The 24,887-nt window shown below is 66.7% G+C and carries 22 protein-coding genes; 14 read left to right on the plus strand and 8 right to left on the minus strand.

Going from position 1 to position 24,887, the window contains the following annotated elements; genetic code table 11:
- The coding region (locus tag BFD71_RS34175; RefSeq protein ID WP_176732905.1) for a 4Fe-4S dicluster domain-containing protein at positions 1-389 on the plus strand (389 nt) is incomplete at its 5' end.
- A 96-nt stretch (positions 390-485) separates the two neighbouring features.
- On the opposite strand, the gene aroC is transcribed toward BFD71_RS34175, so the two are convergent.
- From aroC to BFD71_RS34190, 3 genes are all read right to left on the minus strand, one after another.
- Complete coding sequence (gene aroC / locus BFD71_RS34180; RefSeq protein WP_069268651.1) at positions 486-1,586, minus strand: chorismate synthase; 1,101 nt, start codon at positions 1,584-1,586, stop codon at positions 486-488.
- 143 nt (positions 1,587-1,729) lie between these two features.
- On the minus strand, positions 1,730-3,715 hold the full coding sequence (locus BFD71_RS34185) for an MFS transporter (RefSeq protein WP_069268652.1): 1,986 nt from the start codon (positions 3,713-3,715) through the stop codon (positions 1,730-1,732).
- Positions 3,716-3,819: 104 nt separating this feature from the next.
- Complete coding sequence (locus tag BFD71_RS34190) at positions 3,820-4,275, minus strand: CBS domain-containing protein (protein WP_069268653.1); 456 nt, start codon at positions 4,273-4,275, stop codon at positions 3,820-3,822.
- A 293-nt stretch (positions 4,276-4,568) separates the two neighbouring features.
- On the opposite strand from BFD71_RS34190, the gene BFD71_RS34195 reads away from it, so the two are divergent.
- The 3 genes from BFD71_RS34195 to BFD71_RS34205 all read left to right on the plus strand — a co-directional run bounded on the left by BFD71_RS34195 (position 4,569) and on the right by BFD71_RS34205 (position 7,167).
- Positions 4,569-5,915: an O-acetylhomoserine aminocarboxypropyltransferase gene (locus BFD71_RS34195; RefSeq protein WP_069268654.1), complete on the plus strand. Its 1,347-nt coding sequence runs from the start codon at positions 4,569-4,571 to the stop codon at positions 5,913-5,915.
- Positions 5,912-6,751: an alpha/beta hydrolase gene (locus tag BFD71_RS34200; protein WP_069268655.1), complete on the plus strand. Its 840-nt coding sequence runs from the start codon at positions 5,912-5,914 to the stop codon at positions 6,749-6,751. The genes BFD71_RS34195 and BFD71_RS34200 overlap by 4 nt, the downstream gene beginning before the upstream one ends.
- A gap of 95 nt (positions 6,752-6,846) precedes the next feature.
- Positions 6,847-7,167, plus strand: coding sequence for an Mpo1-like protein (locus tag BFD71_RS34205; RefSeq protein WP_069268656.1), 321 nt, complete (start codon positions 6,847-6,849; stop codon positions 7,165-7,167).
- Positions 7,168-7,213: 46 nt separating this feature from the next.
- Here BFD71_RS34205 and BFD71_RS34210 read toward each other — a convergent pair whose 3' ends face one another.
- Positions 7,214-8,515, minus strand: coding sequence for a YihY family inner membrane protein (locus BFD71_RS34210; protein WP_176732996.1), 1,302 nt, complete (start codon positions 8,513-8,515; stop codon positions 7,214-7,216).
- 194 nt (positions 8,516-8,709) lie between these two features.
- Between BFD71_RS34210 and wrbA the strand changes: the two genes are divergently transcribed.
- The 4 genes from wrbA (at position 8,710) to BFD71_RS34230 (ending at position 12,166) form a co-directional block, all read left to right on the plus strand.
- Positions 8,710-9,327 (plus strand): NAD(P)H:quinone oxidoreductase, encoded by a 618-nt coding sequence (gene wrbA, locus BFD71_RS34215; protein WP_069268657.1) that lies wholly within the window; start codon positions 8,710-8,712, stop codon positions 9,325-9,327.
- Between the two features lie 68 nt (positions 9,328-9,395).
- On the plus strand, positions 9,396-9,752 hold the full coding sequence (locus BFD71_RS34220; protein ID WP_069268699.1) for a DUF2069 domain-containing protein: 357 nt from the start codon (positions 9,396-9,398) through the stop codon (positions 9,750-9,752).
- Positions 9,753-9,892: 140 nt separating this feature from the next.
- Positions 9,893-11,329: an FAD-binding oxidoreductase gene (locus BFD71_RS34225; protein WP_069268658.1), complete on the plus strand. Its 1,437-nt coding sequence runs from the start codon at positions 9,893-9,895 to the stop codon at positions 11,327-11,329.
- A 30-nt stretch (positions 11,330-11,359) separates the two neighbouring features.
- Positions 11,360-12,166: a metallophosphoesterase gene (locus BFD71_RS34230; RefSeq protein ID WP_069268659.1), complete on the plus strand. Its 807-nt coding sequence runs from the start codon at positions 11,360-11,362 to the stop codon at positions 12,164-12,166.
- An 18-nt stretch (positions 12,167-12,184) separates the two neighbouring features.
- Here the strand turns inward: BFD71_RS34230 and BFD71_RS41665 are convergent, their stop codons facing one another.
- Entirely contained in the window at positions 12,185-12,328 is a 144-nt protein-coding gene (locus BFD71_RS41665) for a hypothetical protein (RefSeq protein ID WP_169739136.1), read from the minus strand.
- Between the two features lie 145 nt (positions 12,329-12,473).
- Positions 12,474-13,412 (minus strand): LysR family transcriptional regulator, encoded by a 939-nt coding sequence (locus BFD71_RS34235; protein ID WP_069268660.1) that lies wholly within the window; start codon positions 13,410-13,412, stop codon positions 12,474-12,476.
- A gap of 156 nt (positions 13,413-13,568) precedes the next feature.
- Here BFD71_RS34235 and BFD71_RS34240 point away from each other — a divergent pair, with 156 nt between their 5' ends.
- The 6 genes from BFD71_RS34240 (at position 13,569) to BFD71_RS34265 (ending at position 21,531) form a co-directional block, all read left to right on the plus strand.
- Positions 13,569-15,197: an efflux transporter outer membrane subunit gene (locus tag BFD71_RS34240; RefSeq protein WP_069268661.1), complete on the plus strand. Its 1,629-nt coding sequence runs from the start codon at positions 13,569-13,571 to the stop codon at positions 15,195-15,197.
- 11 nt (positions 15,198-15,208) lie between these two features.
- Positions 15,209-17,452, plus strand: a complete 2,244-nt coding sequence (locus BFD71_RS34245; protein ID WP_069268662.1) for an FUSC family protein — start codon at positions 15,209-15,211, stop codon at positions 17,450-17,452.
- Complete coding sequence (locus BFD71_RS34250) at positions 17,442-17,642, plus strand: DUF1656 domain-containing protein (RefSeq protein ID WP_042271036.1); 201 nt, start codon at positions 17,442-17,444, stop codon at positions 17,640-17,642. The genes BFD71_RS34245 and BFD71_RS34250 overlap by 11 nt, the downstream gene beginning before the upstream one ends.
- A gap of 40 nt (positions 17,643-17,682) precedes the next feature.
- Positions 17,683-18,546 carry an efflux RND transporter periplasmic adaptor subunit gene (locus tag BFD71_RS34255; protein ID WP_069268663.1) on the plus strand — a complete coding sequence of 288 codons (864 nt, stop codon included), beginning with the start codon at positions 17,683-17,685 and terminating at the stop codon, positions 18,544-18,546.
- Between the two features lie 303 nt (positions 18,547-18,849).
- Positions 18,850-19,434 carry a hydrogenase maturation protease gene (locus BFD71_RS34260; RefSeq protein ID WP_069268664.1) on the plus strand — a complete coding sequence of 195 codons (585 nt, stop codon included), beginning with the start codon at positions 18,850-18,852 and terminating at the stop codon, positions 19,432-19,434.
- Positions 19,435-19,632: 198 nt separating this feature from the next.
- Entirely contained in the window at positions 19,633-21,531 is a 1,899-nt protein-coding gene (locus tag BFD71_RS34265; protein WP_069268665.1) for a propionate--CoA ligase, read from the plus strand.
- Between the two features lie 19 nt (positions 21,532-21,550).
- On the opposite strand, the gene BFD71_RS34270 is transcribed toward BFD71_RS34265, so the two are convergent.
- A complete protein-coding gene (locus BFD71_RS34270) occupies positions 21,551-22,369 on the minus strand; it encodes a 5'-methylthioadenosine/adenosylhomocysteine nucleosidase (RefSeq protein ID WP_069268666.1) in 819 nt (272 codons plus the stop codon).
- Between the two features lie 43 nt (positions 22,370-22,412).
- Positions 22,413-24,794, minus strand: coding sequence for a UvrD-helicase domain-containing protein (locus BFD71_RS34275; RefSeq protein ID WP_069268667.1), 2,382 nt, complete (start codon positions 24,792-24,794; stop codon positions 22,413-22,415).
- Positions 24,795-24,887: the final 93 nt, after the last annotated feature.

Consider the following 24,887-nt stretch of genomic DNA (forward strand, 5'->3'; position numbering starts at 1 on the left):
ACCAGCATCGCGACCACGAGATGCTCAAGCCCGCTTCGCAGTGCAAGCCGATCGAGTATCCGAAGCCCGATGGCAAGCTCACGTTCGATCGTCTGTCTTCGGTGTTCATCTCGAACACGAATCACGAAGAGAACCAGCCCGCGCACCTCACGCTCAAGGACGCGAGCGTGCCCGTGAACGTGAACCTGCGCACCTACGCGGGCCCCGAAGCGCGCTTCTGCCCGGCCGCGGTGTACGAGTTCATGAAGAACGACGACGGCAGCGACCGCCTGCAGATCAACGCGCAGAACTGCGTGCATTGCAAGACCTGCGACATCAAGGACCCGACGCAGAACATCGTGTGGGTCACGCCCGAAGGCGGCGGCGGCCCGAACTATCCGAACATGTAAGTCCGATAGGCGAAAAAAATCCGCTTCAGGTGTGAGCCTGAAGCGGATTTTTTGTTGCCTGCGCAACGCGTGCGGCTCACGCCGCAGCGATCGGCATCACTCGTCGCTGGCCGCGATCTTCGGCGTCGTCACGACGACGTCGGCATTCTGCGCGCGGTGGCGCATTGCGTGATCGATCAGCACGAGCGCGAGCATGGCCTCGGCGATCGGCGTCGCGCGAATGCCCACACACGGGTCGTGGCGCCCGAAGGTCTCGACCGTTGCGGGATCGCCCGCCTTGTCGATCGAGCGCCGCGGCGTGCGGATGCTCGAGGTCGGCTTGATGGCGATCGAGACGGTAATGTCCTGCCCCGTCGAAATACCGCCGAGCACGCCGCCGGCGTGATTACCGTGGAACCCGTTGGGCGTGAGTTCGTCACCGTGCACCGAGCCGCGCTGTGCGACGCTCGCGAAGCCCGCGCCGATCTCCACGCCCTTCACCGCGTTGATGCCCATCATGGCGTGCGCAATGTCGGCATCGAGCCGGTCGAAAAGCGGCTCGCCCCAGCCTACCGGCACCCCGCTCGCCACCACGTTCACGCGCGCGCCGATCGAGTCGCCGTCCTTGCGCAACGCATCCATGTAGTCCTCGAGCTGCGGCACGACGTCGGCGTTCGGCACGAAAAACGGGTTCTCGTGCACGTGCTCCCAGCTGACGAACGGCACGTCGATCTCGCCGAGCGCGCGCATGTAGCCGCGCACTTCCACCCCGAAACGCTCGCGCAGCCACTTCTTCGCCACCGCCCCCGCCGCGACAGTGGGCGCAGTGAGGCGCGCCGACGAGCGGCCGCCGCCGCGGTAATCGCGAATGCCGTACTTCTGCCAGTAGGTGTAGTCGGCATGACCGGGACGGAAGGTCTCGACGATGTTGCCGTAGTCCTTGCTGCGCTGGTCGGTATTACGGATCAGGAGCGCGATGGGCGTGCCCGTGGTGAGCCCTTCGAACACGCCCGAGAGAATCTCGACCTTGTCCTCTTCCTGGCGCTGCGTCACGTGACGCGACGTGCCGGGGCGGCGGCGGTCCAGGTCGATCTGGATGTCGGCTTCGGTGAGCGCCATGCCGGGCGGGCAGCCGTCGATGACGCAGCCAATGGCCGGGCCGTGGGATTCGCCGAAGGTGGTGACGGTGAAAAGCGTACCGAGCGTGTTGCCGGACATGGCGGTCGTCCAAAGTGAATCGGGGAATCCAATATTATGCCAGCCCGCGCGCGGCGACGCCCGACCGGGCGGTCGGGCTGTCGGGCGAGCGCCGGGTGAGAAGCGGCGGCGTGACGCCGGTTTGGACGGCGCGTGGTCCGGCGTCAGCGCCGCGCGCCGCGCAGTTCCGTCACCGTCTCCTGCAAGCGCTCAAGCGTAGCGTCCGCCGCCGCGATCGGCTCGCCCACCGCGAGCGTCAAACGGCTCGTCAGACCGCGTCGCAGCGGCCGCTCCTGGCCGGACCCCGCGAAGCGCGAAAACGCACTGCCCCACAGCCCGCGCAGCGCCATCGGCACGACCGGCACGGGCGAGCGCCGCAAGATTTCGCTCACGCCGTGGCGAAACGGGTTCATCTCCCCGGTGCGGGTGAGCTTGCCCTCGGGAAAAATGCAGACGAGGTCGCCCTCGGCCAGCGCGGCCGCGCACGCGTCGTAGGCAGCGGCGAGCGCATTCGGGTCCTCGTGCGCGGGCGCAATCGGAATGGCCTTGGCGTGGCGGAACACCCAGCCTAAGAACGGCGAGCGGAAGATCTGCTGATCCATCACGAAGCGGATCGGCCGCGGGCTCTCGGCCATGATGACGATCGCATCGACATAGCTCACGTGATTGCAGACGAGCACTGCCGCGCCCTCGGCCGGTATGCGTTCGGTATGCACGAGCCGCACGCGGTAGACCGTATGTACGAGCACCCACGCCACGAAGCGCAGCAGGAACTCGGGCACGAGCGTGTAGATATAGGCCGCCACGACGATATTGAGCAGCGCCGTGGTCAGAAAGATGCCGGAAATGCCGACGCCCGCGGATGTGAGCGCCATCGCCATGAGCGCCGAGACGATCATGAAGAGCGAATTGAGGATGTTGTTCGCGGCGATGATGCGCGCGCGGTGGCTGGGCGCGCTGCGGCTCTGGATCAACGCGTAGAGCGGCACGCTGTAGAAGCCGCCGAACATGGCGAGCAGGAACAGGTCGGCGAGCACGCGCCAATGCGCGGCGATGCGCAGGAATTCGCCCACCGAAAGCAGATGGGACGCGGCAGGCAACGCGTGGCTCGCAAAGAAGAGATCGATGCCGAACACGCTCATGCCGATCGAGCCGAGCGGCACGAGGCCCACCTCGATGCGCCGCCGCGAGAGCCGCTCGCAGAGCAGCGACCCCGAGCCGATGCCGAGCGAAAACATCGCTAGCAGCACGGTCACGACGTCGGGGTCGGCCGACATCACGTCCTTCGCGAAATTGAAGAACGAGGCGAGAAACGTTGCGCCCACGAACCAGAGCCACGAAATGCCGAGCAGGCTCAGGAACACGGTGCGGTTGCCGTGCGCGAGGCGCAGGTTGCGCCAGGTCTCGGAAACCGGATTCCAGTTGATGCGCAGGTCCGGCTGCGACGGCTCGCACGGCGGCACGAAGGCCGACGCCACGCGCCCCACTAGCGCGATGACGATGCACATGCCGCCGAGCCACCATGCACCAAGGGGCGGCCCGAGGTCCGCATGCGCCGACGCGGGATCCATCGCGCCGATACCCGCCGCCACGCCCCCGACGATCGTGCCGAGCAGGATGGCGACGAACGTGCCCATCTCGACGAGCCCGTTGCCGCCAACCAGTTCATCGGGCGCGAGGCGCTGCGGGAGGTACGCGTACTTGACCGGCCCGAACACGGTGGAATGCACGCCCATCAGGAAAGTGCACGCGTACAGCAGCGGCGCGCTGTGCATCCAGAAGCCGGCCGCGCCGACCAGCATGACCGCGATCTCGAAGGTCTTGACCCAGCGCGTGAGCATCGCCTTGTCGTACTTGTCGGCGACCTGGCCCGAGGTCGCGGAAAACAGCACGAACGGCAAGATAAATATGGCCGAAATGAGGAACGCGACCGTCTTCGGATCGACGCCGGAAAAGCGCGCGGCCTGATAGGTGACGAGCGAGGTGAAGCCGATCTTGAAGACGTTGTCGTTCATCGCCCCGAGAAACTGCGTCCAGAAAAACGGAGCGAAACGACGCTGGCGCAGCAGCGCGAACTGCGAAGCGTGGTCACCCTCATGGTGCGCTTTACGCTTGTCGCGCTGCGCCGCGGGCATCGGTCTATCGTTCATCGAGTAGGAATCGCACTGACGGAATTCATGGGATCCAGACGCGAAAAAGCGCGCATTACGCGCGCTTTTTCATGCTCACCAACCAGGCGTCAGACGGGCTGCGCTCAGCGCGCCGGCTGACGCTCCTCTTCGGGCCAGTCGCGAATATACGCCTTGAGCAGCTTGTTTTCGAAGCCCTGCGCTTCGACCACGGCCTTCGCCACGTCGTAGAACGAGATCACGCCCATGAGCGAGCGGCTTTCCATGACCGGCAGGTAGCGTACGTGGTGCTCGAGCATCATGCGGCGCACTTCGTCGACCTCGGTTTCCGGCGTGCAGGTAATGGGATGATCGTCCATGACCTTGCGGATCGTCGTGGTGCCGACGCTGCCGCCGTTTGCGCGCAGCGTGAGGATGATCTCGCGGAACGTGAGCATGCCGACCAGATCGCCGTACTCCATGACGACGAGCGAGCCGATATCGTGCTCGGCCATGGTGTTGACTGCCTCGTTCAGCGCAGTGTCGGGCGTGACGGTGTAGAGCGTATTGCCCTTTACCTTGAGGATGTCGCTGACACGCATGATGTGTCTCCAGGAATGCCGCTAGTAATGGGGGAAATGCTGAAAAGATGCCTACCTGATTCGATCCTAGCGGAAAGATTGTTAAAAGGAAAGCCGCGCGGCGGGCCCTCCGCGGCGTACCGAAACGTCTGTCGAAAGCCGTGGCGAGGGGTTTTCCGGCGCGAAAACGGCCACGCGGGGCGCGCCCCATCAGGCCCGAAAAACGCCCGGCCGGGCGTCCCCGCGCCCCGCCGCCGGTGTTACGATGCCCTTCACCTCGATACCAGGCCGGTTCGCGCCGGCGCGCCGCCACGATGTCATCGAATCCCGCATCCAATCCCGATAGCCGCTTCGACACGCTCGCGCTGCATGCGGGCGCGGCGCCCGACCCCGCCACCGGCGCCCGCGCGACGCCGATCTACCTCACCACCTCGTTCTCGTTTCGCGACACCGACCACGCCGCCGCGCTCTTCAACATGGAGCGCGCGGGCCACGTGTACTCGCGCATCTCGAACCCGACCGTCGCCGTGTTCGAAGAGCGCGTCGCCGCGCTCGAAGGCGGCGCGGGCGCGATCGGCACCGCGAGCGGCCAGGCGGCGCTGCATCTCGCGATCGCGACGTTGATGGGCGCGGGCTCGCACATCGTCGCCTCGGCGGCGCTTTACGGCGGCTCGCACAACCTGCTGCACTACACGCTCAAGCGCTTCGGCATCGAGACGACCTTCGTGAAGCCCGGCGACCTCGACGCCTGGCGCGCGGCGCTGCGGCCCAATACGCGCCTGCTGTTCGGCGAAACGCTCGGCAACCCGGGCCTCGACGTGCTCGACATCGAAGCCGTCGCGCAGATCGCGCACGGCCATGGCGTGCCGCTCCTCGTCGATTCGACGTTCACCACGCCTTACCTGCTGCGCCCCTTCGAGCACGGCGCCGACCTCGTCTATCACTCGGCCACCAAGTTCCTCGGCGGCCATGGCACGACGATCGGCGGCGTGCTGGTCGATGGCGGCACGTTCGACTTCGAAGCGTCGGGCCGCTTTCCCGAACTCACCGAACCCTATGCGGGCTTTCACGACATGGTGTTCAGCGAGGAAAGCACGGTCGCGCCCTTCTTGCTGCGCGCGCGGCGCGAGGGCCTGCGCGACTTCGGCGCGTGCCTGCATCCGCAGGCCGCGTGGCAATTGCTGCAAGGCATCGAAACGCTGCCGCTGCGCATGGAGCGGCATGTGGCGAACGCGCGGCGCATCGTCGAATATCTCGCCGCGCACGAGGCGGTCGGATCGGTCGCGTGGCCGGAACTGCCGAGCCATCCCGATTACGCGCTGGCGAAGCGCCTGCTGCCGCGTGGCGCGGGCGCGGTGTTCAGCTTCAATCTGCGCGGCGGCCGCGCGGCGGGCAAGCGCTTCATCGAAGCGCTCACGCTGTTCTCGCATCTGGCCAACGTCGGCGACGCGCGCTCACTCGTGATCCACCCCGCCTCGACCACGCATTTCCGCATGGACGCCGCGGCACTGGCCGCCGCCGGCATCGCGGAGGGCACGATCCGGCTCTCGATCGGGCTCGAAGACCCTGCCGACCTGGTCGATGACCTCAAGCGCGCACTGAAGGCGTCGCAAAAAGTGGACGCATCGAAAGGCAAGTCCGCCGGCAAGGAGGCGTCATGATCGTCGATGTCGCCGGCAAACCGGTCTATGTCTACACGGCCTCGCACGCGATCGACCACGCGCTGCCGTTCGCGGTGTTCGTCCACGGCGCGCAGCACGACCACAGCGTCTGGGCGCTGCAATCGCGCTATTTCGCCAACCACGGTTTCAATGCCCTGGCCGTCGATCTGCCCGGCCATCTGCGCAGCGCGGGTCCGGCGCTCACGAGCATCGGCGCGCTCGCCGACTGGCTCGCCGCACTGCTCGACGCGCTGAACGCCCCGCAGGCCTTCGTCGCCGGCCATAGCATGGGCTCGCTCGTCGCGCTCGAATTCGCGGCACGCCATCCCGAACGCGCGCAGCGCATCGCCCTGCTCGCCACCGCGTTCCCGATGACGGTCGCGCCTACCCTGCTCGAAGCCGCGCGCGAGCGCGAGCCGGAGGCGATCGCGCTCGTCAACGCGTGGTCGCACTCGACGCTCGCCGCCAAGCCGTCGAGCCCCGGGCCGGGTTTCTGGCTGCGCGGCATGAACCAGCGGCTCATGGAGCGCGTCTCCGCGCGCGGCGAGCCGCAGCTTTTTCATACCGATTTCGCGGCGTGCAATGCCTATGCGGACGGCCTCGCCAGCGCCGCGAAAGTCCGCTGCCCGGTGCGCCTGATCGTCGGCAAGCGCGACGCGATGACGCCCCCGCGCGCTGCGCGCGCCCTCGCCGACGCCCTCGCCCAAGCGGGCACGCCCGTGGACACGGTCACGCTGGACGCCGGCCACGCGCTGATGACGGAGCAGCCCGATGCGACGCTCGATGCGCTCTACGCTTTTGCAACGCAGCAAACACCGCGCGTGGGCAACGGCTGACGGCGGTGACTTGCCCGGGTTGCACGGTCGTTTGGAACGCCGCAGAATGGCTCAATCAACCATCCCCTGCGTACCCGCGCAGAAAGGAGGAGACGATGCAACCCACCACGCATACCGAGCACTTTTCGAGCTTCGCGCAGTTCTATCCGTTTTACCTGAGCGAGCACAGCAATCTCATGTCGCGGCGGCTGCATTTCATCGGCTCGCTTGGCGTGATCGGCTTCGTCTGCATGGCGATCGCCACCGGCAACTGGCTCTGGCTGCCGCTTGCCGTCGTGTGCGGCTACGGCTTCGCGTGGGTCGGCCATTTCAAGTTCGAGAAGAACCGCCCGGCCACGTTCCGTCACCCCATCTACAGCTTGATGGGCGACTGGGTCATGTTCGCGGATATCTGCCGCGGCAAGATTTCCCTTTGATTCGAATTTGATGCGACGGCGCGCCTGTCACGGGCGCGCCGCCTCGTCATGCCGCCGGATGCGGGAGCACTGGCGGATGCTCCGCCGTGAGCGCCGGGAGACGCCGCATCGCGAGCAGCGACGCGAGTGAAATCGAGAGCTTGTCGTTGTCGAGCGCACCCAGCAGCAGGTGCGCGTCGATACTGCTCGACTTGAGCTGATACGCCAGTTCCGCGCGATCGATCGCAAAGCGGTCGAAGATGCGCGTCACCGAAATGCGCGCAGGATTGCCGATCAGAAGGAACAGCGTTTTCGCGCGTTCCTCCTGCTCGAGACGCCCCACGAGTTCATCCTCCTCGAGGCCGTCGATCAGTCGCCTGACCGTGGCCAGGTCGCGCCGCAGCAGCTGCGCGAGCTGCTCGGTCGTGCGGCCCGGCTCGCCCGCTTCCCGCGCATCGGCGAGACCCGCGAGCAGTTCGAGCGCGTCGAGCAGATCGCTGCCCGGAAAGCGCGGCCGATCGAAGCGCCCGGTGCGGATTTCGGGCAAAGCGGAGGTGATCATCGCGCCCACGAGCGTGATGAACCAGCTCAGGTACATCCATAGCAGGAACATCGGCGCGGCCGCGAAGGCGCCATAAACAGCCGTATAAGTCGGAATACGCCGCACGTAGTAACCAAAGCCACGCTTGGCCGCCTCGAATGCGATCGCCGCTGCGATGCCGCCAACCAATGCGTCGCGCCACTGCACGCGGCAGTTCGGCAGATACACATAGAGCATCGTGAACGCGAGCGACGTCAGCGGCAGCGAGGCGCCGATCAGCATCCAGTCGAGGATGCCCGAAACGTGCTGCTCGGTCGCGATCACGGCCGAACGCGTGAACACGTACGAGGAGATCGAGAGGCTCACGCCGATCAGGATCGGCCCGAGCGTGAGAATGGCCCAGTAGACGAGCACGCGCTGCGCGAACGGGCGCGCCTTGCGCACACGCCAGATCAGATTGAAGGCCGACTCCACGGTCATCATCGTCATGACCGAGGTGACGAAGAGCACGATCATGCCCATCGTCGTGAGGCCCTTGGCCTTCGAGGCGAACTGGTTCAGGTACTTGAAGATCTGGCTGTTGATCTGCGCCGGCATGAGGTGGTCGGCGAGAAAGGCCTGCAGCGAGTTCTGGAACGAAGCGAAGATCGGGAACGCGGTGAAAAGCGCAAACGCGACCGTGGCGAGCGGCACGAGCGAAAGCAGCGTGGTGAAGGTGAGGCTGCCCGCGACCTGCGCAATGCGATCTTCGCGACTGCGCCGCGCCGCGAAACGCGCGAGGCGCTTCACGATGTCCAGATCGATCCTCACCCTCGACAGCACATCCATTGGCCTGCTTTCCTCGCCACCGTGAACACGTTGATTGCCGCGCTTGCTTGACGCCGTTTTTTTGCCTCTGATCCGGCGCGCACGCAGTGTACCTATTTGCCGATGATTTGCGCGTAAGATGCGCGTCGCTCGCCGGTGCGCCGCTGCGGCGGCAGACCCAACCCCTATAATATCCCGTCCACCGACGAGGCCCGATGAAACCGATTCTTGTGCTCTATTACAGCCGGCATGGCGCAACGCGCGAACTCGCGCGCGCCATCGCCCAGGGTATCGACAGTGTTCCCGGCGCCGAAGCGCGCGTGCGCACGGTGCCGCCCGTCTCGACGGTCTGCGAGGCCACCGCGCCCGACATCCCCGCCGACGGCCCGCCCTACGTCGAACTGCGCGACCTCGAAGAATGCGCGGGCCTCGCGCTCGGCTCGCCCACGCGCTTCGGCAACATGGCCGCGCCGCTCAAATACTTTCTCGACGGCACCACGCCGCAGTGGCTTTCGGGTGCGCTCGCGGGCAAGCCCGCTTGCGTGTTCACATCGACGGGCAGCCTGCACGGCGGCCAGGAGAGCACGCTGCTCTCGATGATGCTGCCGCTGCTCCATCACGGCATGCTGCTCGTGGGCATCCCCTACACGGAAAGCGCGCTCACGACCACGCAGGGCGGCGGCTCGCCCTACGGCGCCTCGCATCACGCGCGCCAGGACGCGCGCGGCCACGGTTTGAGCGCCGATGAAAAGACGCTCGCGAGCGCGCTGGGCGTGCGGCTTGCGCGCGCGGCGCTCGCACTCGCCGTCACCGAGCAAGGCCAGCGGCTGTGAATACCGGCGTGGACCGCGTCGCCGAGCCCATCGTCCAGCGTCGCGGCGCCGCGCTCGGCGCTTTTGCGATGCTCGCCGCGCTCACGCTGCTGTGCATTGCGTGGGAGTGGCGGCTCGCGCCGCTGCGCCCCGGCGGCAGCGCGCTCGTGCTCAAGGCCGTGCCGCTCGCCATCGCGCTGCCTGGCGTGCTGCGACGCAGGCTCTACACGCTGCAATGGGCGGCGATGCTCGTGCTGCTGTACTTCGCGGAAGGCATCGTGCGCGGCATGACCGATCCCGCGCCCGGCAACCGGCTCGGCTGGGTGGAAGTCGCGCTGGCTCTTGGTTTTTTCGCGTGTGCGCTTGCCTATGTCGCGCCGTACAAGCGCGCGGCAAAGCGTGCCGCGAAGTCCGCCGCAAAGTCCGCTAAAAGCGAGTCGGCCTAAGCGACGGCCTTCCACGCCGCGACCGCCTCGTCCACGAGCGCTGCGTGAAGGTTACCGCCGTGTCAAACTAAACGTTTGAGCCTCGCGACTTCATGACAATCGCGCCGCGAGCCAGCCCAGGCGCGTATATCCGAGACACCATGACCGACTCCGCCCCGACCGCCTGCCAAGCCTTTCTCGACGCCTGCGCCGCCGCCATCGGTGCGCAATACGTGCTGACCGACGCGCACGATACCGCGCCCTACCTCGCCGACTGGCGCCGCCGCTACCAGGGCGCGGCCGTCGCGGTGCTCTGCCCGGCCAATACGCAGGAAGTCGCCGCGATCGTGAAGCTCGCGCGCGAGCATCGCGTGGCGCTCGTGCCGCAAGGCGGCAACACCGGCCTCGCGGGCGGCGCCACGCCGGACGTGAGCGGCACCCAGGCCGTGCTGAGCCTGCGCCGCCTGAACCGCGTGCGCGAAATCGATCCGCACAACAACACCATCACCGTCGAAGCCGGCGTGATCCTCGCCGAAGTCCAAGCGCGCGCAAAAGATGCGGGCCGCCTCTTCCCGCTCTCGCTCGCGGCCGAAGGCAGCTGCACGATCGGCGGCAATCTCTCGACCAACGCGGGCGGCACCGGCGTGCTGCGCTATGGCAATACGCGCGAGCTGTGTCTCGGCCTCGAAGTCGTCACGCCGCAAGGCGAGATCTGGGACGGTCTGCGCGGGCTGCGCAAGGACAACACCGGCTACGATCTGCGCGATCTCTTCATTGGCGCGGAAGGCACGCTCGGCATCATCACCGCCGCCGTCATGAAGCTGCATCCGCTGCCGGCCGCGCGCGTCACCGCGCTCGCCGCGCTCGGCTCGGCACATGCGGCGCTCGACTTCCTCGCGCTCGCGCAGCGCTACGCCGGGCCGCTGCTCACGGGCTTCGAGCTGATGTCGGACTTCTGCATGGCGCTCGTCGGCCGTCATTTCCCGCAACTGCGCTATCCGTTCGCGGAGCATCACGCGCAGGTCGTGCTGCTCGAACTGTCGGACAACGAAAGCGAAGAGCACGCGCGCGCCCTCTTCGAGCGGCTCATGGAAGAAGCGCTCGAACAAGGTCTCGTGGAAGACGCCGTGGTCGCGGAAAGCCTCGCGCAGTCGCAGGCGTTCTGGAATATCCGCGAGCACATTCCGCTCGCGCAGGCGCAGGAAGGGTTGAACATCAAGCACGATATCGGGGTGCCGATCTCGCGCATCGGCCATTTCATCGAGGAAACCGACGCCGAAATCGCCCGCGCGGTGCCCGGCGCGCGCATGGTCACCTTCGGCCATCTCGGCGACGGCAATCTGCACTACAACGTGCAGGCGCCCGAAGGCGGCGACCCGAAGCGCTTCCTCGCCGAAAACGAGAAGACGCTGAACCGCATCGTCTACGACAGCGTGGATCGCCATCGCGGCACGATCAGTGCGGAACACGGCCTCGGGCAGCTGAAGATCGACGAGAACATGCACTACAAGAGCGAGGTCGAACTCGCGCTGATGCGCGCGATCAAGACCGCGCTCGATCCGCTGAATCTGATGAATCCGGGGAAAGTGCTGCGCTGAACGCGCGGGACGCAAGGAGCCGACATCGTGTTGAAGATCCGCGTGCTGTCCGACCTGCATCTGGAAAACGACGAGCCCGACACGATCCCGCATGCGCAGGCCGATCTCGTCGTGCTCGCGGGTGACATCCACAATCACGGGCTGGGCTTGCGCTGGGCGGCGGAAACGTTCGATCCGCAGGTGCCGGTGGTGTACGTGCCCGGCAATCACGAGTACTACGACGGCGATCTCGGCGCGCTGGAAACGGCGATGCGCGACGCCGCCTCCACGCTCGACAACGTGCATTTCCTCAACGATGGCGTCTACGTCGATCCGGCGGGCCGCTTTCGGGTATTAGGCACGACGCTGTGGGCCGACTTCGCACTCTTCGGCGCCGACGACGCCGCGCGTGAAGCCGCCATAGCGGCAGCGATGCGCGTGATGCTGGATTTTCGCGGATTGATCCAGGTGTCCTGGCCGGACAGCCCGCAAGCAGGTGCCCGCGACTTCACGCCGGCCGACTCGCTCGCGCTCCACGCGCGTTCGCGCGCATGGCTCGAAGCGGAACTGGCGAAGCCCTTCGCGGGCGAGACGATCGTCGTCACGCATCACGCGCCGCATAAAGGGAGTCTGGCGCCGCGCTACGCGGAGGATCTGGTGTCGGCGGGATTCGTGAGCGATCTCGGCGCGCTCGTGCGCGCGCCGGTCGCGCTATGGATACATGGCCACACGCATACGTGCTTCGACTACACGGTCAACGGCACCCGCGTGGTGTGCAATCCGCGCGGCTATCGCGACCGCCGCACGGGGCGGCCGGAGAATCCGGCCTTTGCTTGGGACAAGGTGGTGGAGATCTAGCGAGGCAAACCCGCGGCTTTAGTGCATGCGTGCGTCGTCGCGGCGCACGCGCAGCGTCGCGGGCTGGAGCTGCGCGCGGCGCATGCGCAGCAGATCGCGCGATGCCGCGATGCCGATCAGGCCCATCATCACGGCGATGCCGATCATCAGATGCGTATCCATTCGAGTTTCCGGTGTTGGCGTAAATTGGGTTGCGTGAAACAGTCCCGCTACCTTACCAAGCCACCGCGCCGCCGGGCGTAAGGAAGTGTTGCCATCTGCGCAAGCTGTAACAGGCTGTCACGGCCCGCGCGCCATTTGATTGCGCTCAGGTGCGCGCGAACTGGCGCAGCTCGTTGTGATCCCGAGCGAGTGTCGAAGGCATGCTCTCGCGCAGCAGCTCGACCCACGTGCGGATCTTCGCGTCGAGATACTGGCGCGACGGATAAACCGCAAAGACGTTCATCTCCTGCGACTTGTACTCCGGCAGGATCCATTGCAGCTCGCCGCTGCGCAGACCGCTGATCGCCGAATAGATCGGCAGCAGGCCCACGCCCATGCCCTCGCGCACGGCCACCGCCATCGCCTCCGCCACGTTCACCTGGAAGGTCGCCGGGCCGAGGTCGATCGTGGCCTCGCCTTCGGGGCCCGTGAACTGCCACTGCGAGGTCGGGAACACGGGCGTCACCATCTGCAGGCAGGTGTGGTTCGCGAGATCCGCGGGCTTTTGCGGCACGCCGCGCTTTTCCAGATACGCCGGTGAGGCAACCACGATGCTGAACGCGCTCGTCAGCCGCTGCGACACGAAACCGGAATCCGGCAGATCGGTCGCGACGACGAGGGCCACGTCGTAGCCCTCGTCGAGCAGGTCCGGCATGCGCTGGGCAAGCGTGAGTTCCACATGCACGTCCGGATAGCGCTGCTGATACTGCCCCACCGCCGGCACCACATAGTGCTGGCCGAAGCTCGTCATCGCGTGGACCTTGAGCTTTCCGGAGGGGCGCGCATGCGCGTCGCCGGCTTCCGCTTCGGCCTGATCCACGTAGGCGAGGATCTGCTCGCAGCGCTGCAGGTAGCGCTCACCCGCCTCGGTGAGCGCAATGCGGCGCGTCGTGCGGTTCAGCAGGCGCGTGCGCAGGTGCGCCTCCAGATCGGAAACCGCGCGCGAAGCGTAAGCCGTGGTCGTGTTCAGGTATTGCGCCGCGCCCGTGAAGCTGCCCGCCTCCACCACCCGGACGAATACACGCATGTTTTGAAGCGTATCCATACCAATCCTCTTTCTGACACACGAATTGTTTCATAATTCGTAAGATCGATTGTCTCACGTTTCGTAAAAATGCCTTGCATCCTTACCGGTTATTCATCAATCGCTCAAAAAATATAATGACACGCAGTGATTCATAGCCAAGATAAGGAGTAAATCGTGCAGTCTCCGGTACCGAAAGGACTAGCCGCACTCACGGTTCTTACGTTCTCGTTGATAATCGCGGGCTGCGCCAGTACCGGGGGCATCGCACCGCAAGCGCAACAGGCGCAAGCCGCGCAACTCGACGCCGGATCGGCGATCCGCGCGGCCAACACCGACGCCGGCTGGCCCGCCAGCGACTGGTGGCGCGGCTATAACGACCCTCAGCTGAATGCCTGGATCGAAGCCTCCGTGGCCGGCAACCCCTCGCTTGCCGCCGCCCAGGCGCGTGTGCGCGAAGCGCGCTCGATGGTCGGCGTGGCCCAGGCCGGGCTCCTGCCGCAAATCAACGGCAGCATGTCCATCCAGCGCCAGCAATGGTCCGACAACGTCTACTACGGGCCGGGCCAGCTCGCGGGTGCGAACACGTGGAACAACACAGCCACGCTCGGCCTGTCATATCACCTCGACCTCTGGGGCCAGGACAAGAACAATGCCGAGCGCGCGCTCGACGTAGCCCACGCCACCGCCGCCGACGCGCGCGCGGCGCAGCTCGAACTCGAAGTCAATGTCACGCGCACCTACATCGAGATGTCGATGAACTACGCGCTGCTCGACATCGCGAAGCAAACGCTCGGCCAGCAGCAACGCATTCTTGCGCTCGCGCAAAAGCGCCTGGCCGGCGGCATCGGCACGCAGCTCGAAGTGAGCCAGGCGCAAACGCCGCTGCCCGAATACGAACGCCAGATCGACGCGCTCGAAGAATCCATTGCGCTCGGCAAGAACCAACTCGCGGCGCTCGCGGGCAAGGGCCCGGGCGCCGGTGAAGCGATCGAGCGGCCTGCGCTCTCGCTCGCGGCGCCTGCAGGTCTGCCCTCGGCGTTGCCCGCCCAGTTGATCGGCTATCGCCCCGACGTGGTCGCGGCGCGCTGGCTCGTCGCCGCGCAGGCGCGCGGCATCGACGTCGCGAAGGCCGACTTCTATCCGAACGTGAACCTGCTCGTTTCGATGGGCGGCTACGCGGCGGCCGGCCCGCTGTTCCAGTTCCTCAAGTCGATGAGCGGCAGCTATGCGGGCGGCCCCGCGTTCTCGCTGCCGATCTTCGACGGCGGACGCCTGCGCGCGCAGCTCGGCGCGCAGTCCGCCGCGTACGACATCGCCGTCGATCAGTACAACCAGACGATCGTCACCGCGCTCAAGGAAATCGCCGATCAGGTGGTGCGCATGCGCTCGCTCGCGACGCAGGAATACGACGCACACCGCTCGGTCGCGGCCGCGCAGCGCAATTACGATCTCGCACAGGAAGGCTTCCGCCGCGGCCTGACCGACTATGTGAACGTGCTGATTGCGCAAACGCAGTTGCTGCGCGCCCAGGAAGGCGTCGCGCACATCCAGGCCGAGCGGCTGGCCGCCCATGCCACGCTCGTGGCGGCGCTGGGCGGCGGCATGATCGACGCATCGAGCGATGCCGCAGCAAAGGGCCCAACCGAAGCCGAGCAACTGCCCGCGCACGGCAAGAAGACGCGCGACGTGCCGCTCATGCCCGCGGCGCTGCTCGCGCCGCATGGCTCGCATGCTTCGTCCGGCCCCGACGCCGCCGATGCGAGCGCATCGGGCAATGCCGGCGCAGCCGGCACGGCGCACTGAGGCAGACGACGATGCAAGCGTCCACCTCCTCCCCTTCGCAGCCGGGCGGCCAAAGCCTCTACGCCGCGCTCGCCGACTGGGCGCGTACCGACGGCCTCGTGTGGATCTATCTCTTCAAGGCGATCGCCGCCGCGCTGCTCGCGCTCGGCATCGCCATGAAACTCGATCTGCCACAGCCGCGCACGGCCATGACCACCGTGTTCATCGTGATGCAGCCGCAAAGCGGTCCCGTGTTCGCCAAGAGCTTTTACCGGCTTTGCGGCACGCTCGTGGGCCTCGTCGTGATGCTCGCGCTGATCGGCCTCTTCGCGCAGCAGCCGGAACTCTTCATCGTCTCGACGGCGCTGTGGGTCGGCCTGTGCACCGCGGGCGCCGCGCGCAACCGCAACTTCCGCTCGTACGGCTTCGTGCTCGCGGGCTACACGGCGGCGCTGATCGGCATTCCGGCCTCGCAGCATCCCGACGGCGCGTTCATGTCGGCGATGACGCGCGTGGGCGAAATCTCGATCGGCATCCTTTGCTCGGGCTTCGTCAGCGCCGTGGTGTTTCCGCAGTTTACGGGCGAGCTGCTGCGCTCGAACGTGCGGCGCCGCTTCTCGTCGTTCGTCGATTACGTTTCGGCGGCGCTTGCCGGGCGTGTCGATCGTTCGCATATCGAAGCGAGCAATGCGCGCTTCGTCGCCGACGTCGTGGGTCTCGAAGCGAACCGCAGCATGGCGGTGTTCGAGTCGCCCGACGCGCGCATGCGCTCGGGGCGCCTCGCGCGCCTGAACACCGAGTTCATGACGGTCTCCACGCGCTTTCACGCGCTGCATCAGTTGATGAACCGTCTGCGCGCGGACGGCTCCTCTGCCACCGTCGCTGCGCTCGAACCGTACTTCCGCGAGATCGCGCCGCTGTTCGCCAAAGCAGGCGAGCCTGTGCTCACGGCCGCCGACGCAACGCACGTCTCGCAGCAACTAGACGACTACCGCTCGGCGCTGCCGCGGCGCGTGCGCGCCACGCGCGCGGAACTCGAAGCGCAAGGCGATGCGCGCCTGCTCGACTTCGACACCGCCACGGAGCTGTTCTACCGCTTCGTGCACGAGATGACCGAGTACACGGCCACCTACGCCTCGCTCGCCGTGGATACGCACTCGCGCGAGAAATGGATTTCGCGCTACGTGCCGAAGACCAACCTGATCGCAGCGGGCGTGGCAGGCCTGCGCGCCGCCGTCGTGATGACGCTGCTCGGCGCGTTCTGGATCGCCACCGCGTGGCCGAGCGGCACCAACCTCGTGCTCAATGCCGCCGCGACCTGCGCGCTCGCCTCGTCCGCGCCGCAGCCCTCGCGCATGGCGACGCAGATGGCGCTCGGCACCGTGCTCGCATCGGTCGTCGGCATGATTCTCACGTTCGGCGTGTTTCCGCACATCGACGGCTTCGTCATGCTGTGCGTCGCGCTCGCCCCCGCGCTCGCGTTCGGCGTGTTCCTCACGACGCGCCCGAAGTACGCGGGGTACGGCGTGGGCTACTGCATCTTCCTGTGCTTTCTCGCGGGGCCGGACAACGTCGTGCAGTACAACCCGAGCAGCTACATGAACGACGCGCTCGCGCTCATTGCGTCGATGGCGGTCTCGGCGCTGGCGTTCGCCGTGCTCCTGCCGCCTTCCACGCCGTGGCTGCGCCGGCGACTGCTGGCCGACTTGCGCGGCGGCGCCGTGCACGCTTGCCGCGCGCGCCTGAAGGGACTGCGCAACCGCTTCGAGAGCGGCGCGCGCGACCTGATGTTCCAGCTCTCGGCGATCGCCGGCAACGACGACGCGCAACGCCGCGACACGATGCGCTGGCTCTTCTCGACGCTCGAAGTGGGCAACGCCGCGCTCGATCTGCGCCACGAACTGGCCACGCTGCCCGCGCATCCGCAGTACGCACGGGGAACGGCGTGGCGCGTGGCGATCGACGCGACGCTCAAAGCCGTGAGCGCGCTCTTCGATCGCCCGGGCGAAGCGCGTTACCGCGACGCGCTCGCCGCGACGGCTCGCGCGATCGACGCAAGCCAGGTCGTGCTGCAAGGCATGTGGCAACCCGAAGCGACGAGCGCCGCCGAGCGTGGCGACGCGCCGCGCGAAGAGCGCCACCAGCTGCAGCGCATCCAGAGTCATCTGCATTTCATCCGCACCGCGCTCATCGACCCGCAATCGCCGCTCGCGGCGTATGCGGGCAACGAAAGCGCGAACCCTGGCGCGAGCCAAGGAGCCAACCATGCCTCGTGACGTCGCGTTTCTCGACGCCTATATCCCGGCGATCGTGCTGCTCTTCATTCTGGGCGCGGCGATCACCTGGGTGCTCGATTCCGTACTGGCCCGAACCGGCCTCTACCGCGTCGTGTGGCACCCGTCCCTCTTTCGCGTGAGCCTGCTCGTGGTCGTGTGCTGCCTGCTCGGTCTCGCGGTCTATCACTAAATGCGTCGCTGCATGCATCGCTGAACGGATCAACCGAATCATGACAATCCGCAACCTCATTGGCTTTATCGCGACGGCCATCATCTTCGTCGTCGCCATCCTGGTCGGGCGCGTCCTGTGGGTTCACTACATGGACGAGCCGTGGACCCGCGACGGCCGCGTGCGCGCCGAAGTGGTGAACATCGCCCCCGACGTCTCGGGCGCCGTGGTCGAGTTGCCCGTGAAGGACAACCAGTTCGTGCACAAGGGCGACCTGCTCATGCAGATCGACCCGTCGCACTATCAGATCGCCGTGGAGCAGGCCGAGGCCGCCGTGGCCGCGCGCAAGGCCGAGTTGACGATGCGCCAGGACGACGCGCGCCGCCGCGCCGACATGGACAGCGAAGTGGTCTCGGCCGAAAACCGCGAAAACGCCTCGCATACGGCAAATTCGGCACAGGCGCAGTACCAGCAGGCAATCGCCGCGCTCGACGCAGCCAAGCTCAACCTCGAACGCACGCGCGTGGTCTCGCCGGTGGACGGCTACATCACGAACCTGCAAGTGTTCCAGGGCGACTACGCGATCTCGGGCCAGGCCAAGCTTGCCGTGGTGGACAGCCATTCGTTCTGGGTCTACGGCTACTTCGAGGAAACCAAGCTGCCGCACGTGAAGGTGGGCAACAAGGCCGACATCAAGCTGATGAGCGGCGGCACACTCCAGGGCCACGTCGAGAGTATCTCGCGCGGCATTTACGACCGCGACAATCCGCAAAGCCGCGAACTGCTCGCCGACGTGAACCCGACCTTCAACTGGGTGCGCCTCGCGCAGCGCGTGCCGGTGCGCATCCACATCGACAAGGTGCCGGACGACATGGTCCTCGCCGCGGGCACGACCTGCACGGTGGTCGTCAAACCAGGCACGTGATGGCGCCGTGACGGCGCGTACTGCCAGCCGGGCTACGCAACAGCGCAAGCAAAAAGGGAACGCCAGTTTGGCGTTCCCTTTTTTGTTGCTGTGCGCACACGGAGTGTTAGCGCTTCCCGCACAGTGCGCCGACAGCGAATCGATGAGTATTGCAAAACAATGTCTTTATCAGGTTAAAGCCTCTCTCGCTTGATCCATGTCAACGGAAGTTGGTCGGAATACTCGGATTATTCCTATTCCCCAGCCTTCCAATCAGCCCTCAACGTGATCCTTCACCTACATCGACCTCGCGAAATCGGCGCCATGCCGCGGACGGCGCGCGACGACGGCGCGGTGCGCGCGTTCGCGCGCCGCGCACTGGCCGGGCTCGCGAAGCGTCAGGCCCTCGCGCCGCAACGGGTGGTCGTGCTCGCCCTCGGCAACGTTCAGTGGGGCGACGCCGGTTTGGGCGTGCTCGCGCTCGAGCGGCTGAAGGCGGCCTGGCAATGCCCCGCGCAGGTCGAACTCGTGGAAGGCGGTACGCGCGGCCGCGCGCTGCTGCCCGTCGTCGAATCCACGCAGCGTTTGATCGTGCTCACAGCAATCGATTTCGGGCTCGAACCGGGCACGCTGCGCATCCTCACCGGCGATGCGGCCGCCGAACATCTCTACATGCGCCGCCCGAGCCGGCCTGGCATGGGTTTCGCCGACGCGCTGGCCTGCGCGCAGCTGAGCGGCCGCTCGCCGCGCGAGATCGTGCTGATCGGCGTGCAGCCGCAAGGCAGCGACTGTTACGGCGCGGGCTTGTCGAGCACGGTGAGCGCGCAACTCGATGCGACTGTCGATGCCGCCCGGCTCTGGCTGCGCCGCTGGCGCGTCGCACCGCTGCCGCGTCTCGAGCATCCCTAAATCGACGGCTGAACGCCAGGCCGGGCTGCGTGGGCTTCCCACGCGCCCGGCGGGCGCGCCGCATGCGCCCGTACGCGGAAATCTGGGAGAGAATCCGCGGGAGAACCCGCGTTGCCCGCGCGCATTGCACTGCACTATCCTGAAAAACTGCGCCAGATCGGCCAACGGCTGCACCATCAGCACGGGAGGAAGGTAGTCATGCGTTACCGCGATTTTCACCGCGAGTCGGTCGCGAACCCCGACGACTTCTGGCGCCGCGAGGCCGAGCGCATCCATTGGGAGACGCCGTTCGACCAGGTGCTAGACCGCTCGAATCCGCCGTTTGCGCGCTGGTTCTGCGGCGGCCGCACGAACCTGTGCTTCAACGCCGTGGACCGTCACCTCTCGTCGCGCGCTCACCAGAACGCGCTCGTCTACGTCTCGACCGAGACCGGCATCGAGCGGCGCTACACCTACGCCGACCTGCACGCCGAAGTGAACCGCATGGCCGCCGTGATGCGCTCGCTCGGCGTCGCGCGCGGCGAGCGCGTGCTGATCTATCTGCCGATGATTCCCGAGGCCGTCTTTGCCATGCTCGCCTGCGCGCGCCTGGGCGCGATCCACTCGGTGGTGTTCGGCGGATTCGCCGCGCCGAGCCTCGCCGCGCGCATCGACGACGCGAAGCCCGTGCTGCTCGTGAGCGCCGACGCCGGGGCGCGCGGCGGCAAGGTGATCGACTACACGCCACTCGTGGACGAAGCCATGGCGCGCGCCGAATACCCGCCGCCCAAGGTGCTGCTGATCGACCGCCAGCTCGCGCCCGAGCGGCTGAACGCGCCGTATCTCGTCGACTACGAGCCGCTGCGCGAGCAACACTACGATGTGCAGATTCCCTGCGAATGGCTCGAATCGAACGAGCCTTCGTACATCCTCTACACCTCGGGCACGACGGGCAAGCCCAAGGGCGTGCAGCGCGACGTGGGCGGCTACGCGGTGGCGCTCGCCGCATCGATGGAATACATCTTCGAAGGACACGCCGGCGACACCATGTTCACGGCGTCGGACATCGGCTGGGTGGTGGGCCATAGCTACATCATCTACGCGCCGCTGCTCGCGGGCATGACCACGGTGATGTACGAAGGCACGCCGGTGCGCCCCGACGGCGGCATCTGGTGGCGCCTCGTCGAGCAGCACCGCATCAACCTGATGTTCACGGCGCCGACGGCCATTCGCGTGCTCAAGAAGCAGGACCCGGCGCTGCTGCACTGCGCCGATCTGTCGAGCCTGCGCACGCTCTTTCTCGCGGGCGAACCGCTCGACGAGCCCACGGCCGAATGGATCTCGGATGCACTCGCCAAACCCGTCGTCGACAACTACTGGCAGACCGAGACCGGCTGGCCGATGCTGGCGATCCAGCGCGGCGTCGATCCGCTGCCGCAAAAGCTCGGCTCACCGGGCGTGCCCTGCTACGGCTACGACCTCGTGCTGCGCAACGAACATACGGGCGAGCCCTGCGCACAAGGCGAGAAAGGCGTGATCACGCTCGGCTACCCGTTGCCGCCAGGCTGTATGCAGACCGTGTGGGGCGACGACGCGCGCTTCGTGAACACGTACTGGGAAAGCGTGCCGGGCCAGCAGGTGTATTCGACCTTCGACTGGGGCGTGCAGGACAGCGACGGTTACGTGACGATCCTCGGCCGCACCGACGACGTGATCAATGTGGCGGGCCATCGTCTCGGCACGCGCGAGATCGAAGAGGCGATCTCGTCGCACGCGGCCGTCGCGGAAGTGGCCGTGGTGGGGGTGAACGACGCGGTGAAGGGTCAGGCGGCGCTGGCGTTCGTCGTGCTGCGCGACGCGAATGCGGCAGCGAATCCCGCCGATGCACAGAAGCTCGCGGCTTCGCTCGCCGCGACGGTGGACCGCCAGCTCGGCGCGATCGGCCGGCCCGCGCGCGTGCACTTCGTGCCGATGCTGCCCAAGACGCGCTCCGGCAAGCTATTGCGCCGCGCGATCGCGGCGCTCGCCGAAGGGCGCGACCCGGGCGATCTGCCGACCATCGAGGATGCCTCGGCGCTGCAGTCGATTCGCGAGGCGGTGAGCGCAGGCGAAAGCTGAGGCCTGCGCGTGCGTACGCTCAACGTGCGAGCGGGCGGTAAGCGGCCAGGAAGCGCTTGAGGATGCCCGTCGAGTACGTGCCCGCGATATCGGCGAGGAAGCTCGAGAACGAGGTGCTCGCGTGCTCGTCGGCGGTATCGGAGATCGTACGCACGATCGCGCACGGCACGTCGTACTCGTGGCAGACCTGGGCGATCGCGGCACCTTCCATCTCGACGGCGAGCGCATCGGGCAACAGCGAGCGCAGCGCGCCCACGGCCGCGGCGCTCGCCACGAACTGGTCACCGCTGATCACGAGCCCGCGATGCACCTGCGGCAACGCGGTTTCGAGGCGCGGCAGCGCGGCCTTGAAGCGCGCCGTCAACTCCGGCCCCTCCTCCGAGATGAAACGCTCGCAAGCGGCGGCGAGCGCCTGAGCCAACGCGTGGTCGGCATCGAAACGCGAGCGCGCGAGCAGCGGGATTTCGTGACGCGGGAACAGCGGCTCGGCGTTCATGTCGTGCTGGAGCAGCGTTTCGCCCACCACCACGTCGCCCACGTGGACGCCCGCACCCACGCCGCCGGCCACGCCCGTAAAGACGATCGCTTCCACATCGAACGCATGGATCAGCGCGCTGGCCGTGGCGGCCGCCGCCACCTTGCCGACGCGCGCGAGCGTCACCACGCACGGCGCGCCGTGCACGGTGCCCAGGTGATAATCACGCCGGCCGAACGTGCGCGTGACGACCCCCGATTCGGCCTGCATGGCCGCGATCAGATCGCCGAGTTCCTGGGGCAGCGCGGCGAGCACGCCGAGCGGACGGGCGGCACTGCCGCCCGCGTGAGTCGAGAGGTTCATCTTCGAATGATTTCCGTCTGAGTCGTTTGAGGCTTGCGCGCGCTCACTCCACCGGCTGCAGCTTGGCCACGGCCAGCGCGAGCCATTTCTCGCCGTGACGCTTGAAGCGCACCTGCGCCTTGGCGTCGGTGCCGCTGCCTTCGAGCGCCGTGATCGTGCCTTCGCCGAACTTCGTGTGGAACACGCCCTGGCCCACACGGAAGCCCGTCTCGGCGGCGCGCTGCTCGTTGGCGAACGCGGGCGCCGGGCTCTTGTCGGCGATATAGGCGTCGCGCTCGCGACGGCCGCCTTCGCTGCTGCCGCCACTGCCGCCGCCCGGACGCGCGAACCAGTCGCGGCCCCAGCCGGCGTTGTCGGAACGCCCGCCCCAGCGCGAACCGGCCTCGACCTTGGGCGTGAGCCACTTGAGCGATTCCTGCGGCAGTTCGTCGAAAAAGCGCGAGCGCACGTTGTAGCGCGTCTGGCCGTGCAGCAGGCGGCTCTGCGCGAACGAAATATAGAGCCGCTCCTTCGCACGCGTGATCGCCACGTACATCAGGCGGCGCTCTTCTTCGAGACCATCGGCTTCCATCGCGCTGTTCTCGTGCGGGAACAAGCCCTCTTCGAGACCGGTGATGAAGACCGCCGTGAATTCGAGGCCCTTCGCCGCGTGCACCGTCATCAACTGCACGGCGTCCTGGCCTGCCTGCGCCTGGTTGTCGCCGGCTTCGAGCGACGCGTGCGAGAGGAAGCCCGCGAGCGGCGTCATGACGTCGGGGTTCTGCGCGGGGTCGGTGATCGTGGGCGCATCGAGCACTTCGATCTCGCCGTCCTGCGAGACGATCTCGGGCACCGCGCTCGCGCCCGGGCGCAGCGGAATCGAGCGCGCGGGCGTGTCGAGGCCATAGCCCTCTTCGCTCACGAACGCCGTGGCCGCGGTCACGAGTTCCTGCAAGTTCTCGAGGCGATCCTGACCTTCACGCTCGTTCTGATAAAACTCGGCGAGACCGCTCATGCGTACCGTGTATTCGACCGTTTCCGGCAGGCTCATCTGCGCGGTTTCGGCGCGCATCTTCGCGACCAGATTGGCGAACGAACCCAGGCTCGAGCCCGCCTTGCCCGTGACGTACGGAATGGCCGCGGCCATCGAGCAGTTGTAGAGGCGCGCGGCATCCGCCAGCTGCTCGATCGAGCGCGCGCCAATGCCGCGCGTGGGGAAATTCACGACACGCGCGAACGCCGTGTCGTCGTTCGGATTGTCGATGAGACGCAGATACGCGAGCGCATGCTTCACTTCCTGGCGCTCGAAGAAGCGCAAGCCGCCATACACCTTGTACGGCACGCCCGCGTTCACGAGCGTGTGCTCGATCGTGCGCGACTGCGCGTTGCTGCGATAAAGGATGGCGATCTCGTTGCGCGCGAGCCCCTGGTTGATCAGCGCGCGAATCTCCTCGACGATCCAGCCGGCTTCCTGCGAGTCGGTGGCCGCCTCATACACGCGCACCGGCTCGCCGTGGCCCGCATCGGTGCGCAGGTTCTTGCCCAGACGCCGCGAGTTATGCGCGATCAGATAGTTGGCCGCATCGAGAATATGGCCGTGCGAACGGTAGTTCTGCTCCAGCTTGATCATGTGCTTCACGCGGAACTCGTTCTCGAAGTCGCGCATGTTGCCGACGTTCGCGCCGCGGAACGCGTAGATCGACTGGTCGTCGTCGCCCACCGCGAAGATCGCGTTGCCCGGCCCCGCGAGCAGCTTGAGCCACGCGTACTGGAGCTTGTTGGTGTCCTGGAACTCGTCCACCAGAATGTCGCGAAAGCGACTCTGATAGTGCGCGCGCAGCGGCGGGTTGTACGCGAGCAGTTCGTAGCAGCGCAGCAGCAGCTCCGCGAAATCGACCACGCCTTCGCGCTGGCACTGCTGGTCGTAGGCCTCGTAGAGTTCGACGAACTTGCGGTTGAAATCGTCGCTCACATCCACGTCTTTCGGACGCAGGCCCTGCTCCTTCGCGTTGTTGATGAAATACTGCAGGTTCTTGGGCGGGTACTTCTCGTCGTCGACGTTCAGGCCCTTCATCAGACGCTTGATGGCCGAAAGCTGGTCTGCGGTGTCGAGGATCTGGAAGGTCTGCGGCAGACCGGCGTCGCGGAAATGCGCGCGCAGCATGCGGTTGCACAGGCCGTGGAACGTGCCGATCCACATGCCGCGCGTGTCGATGGGCAAAAGCGCCTGGAGGCGCCCGACCATTTCGCGCGCGGCCTTGTTCGTGAAGGTCACGGCCAGGATGGTCGAGGGCGAGGCCATGCCCTGCTGGATCAGCCACGCAATGCGCGTGATCAGCACGCGCGTCTTGCCGCTGCCGGCCCCGGCCAGAATGAGCGCCGGTTCGTTGGGCAACGTGACGGCGGCGAGTTGTTCGGGGTTCAGGTTCGCGAGCAGTTCGGGCATGGGCTGAAAAGGAGCGTGACCCCAGGGCGGGACCCCGGGGACGTGGCGCGCGGCACAGGCGCGCCGTCGTTGAATGGCAGACCGCCATTATAA

The organism is Paraburkholderia nodosa, assembly GCF_001718195.1.
In the GTDB taxonomy this organism is placed as follows: Bacteria; Pseudomonadota; Gammaproteobacteria; order Burkholderiales; family Burkholderiaceae; genus Paraburkholderia; species Paraburkholderia nodosa_A.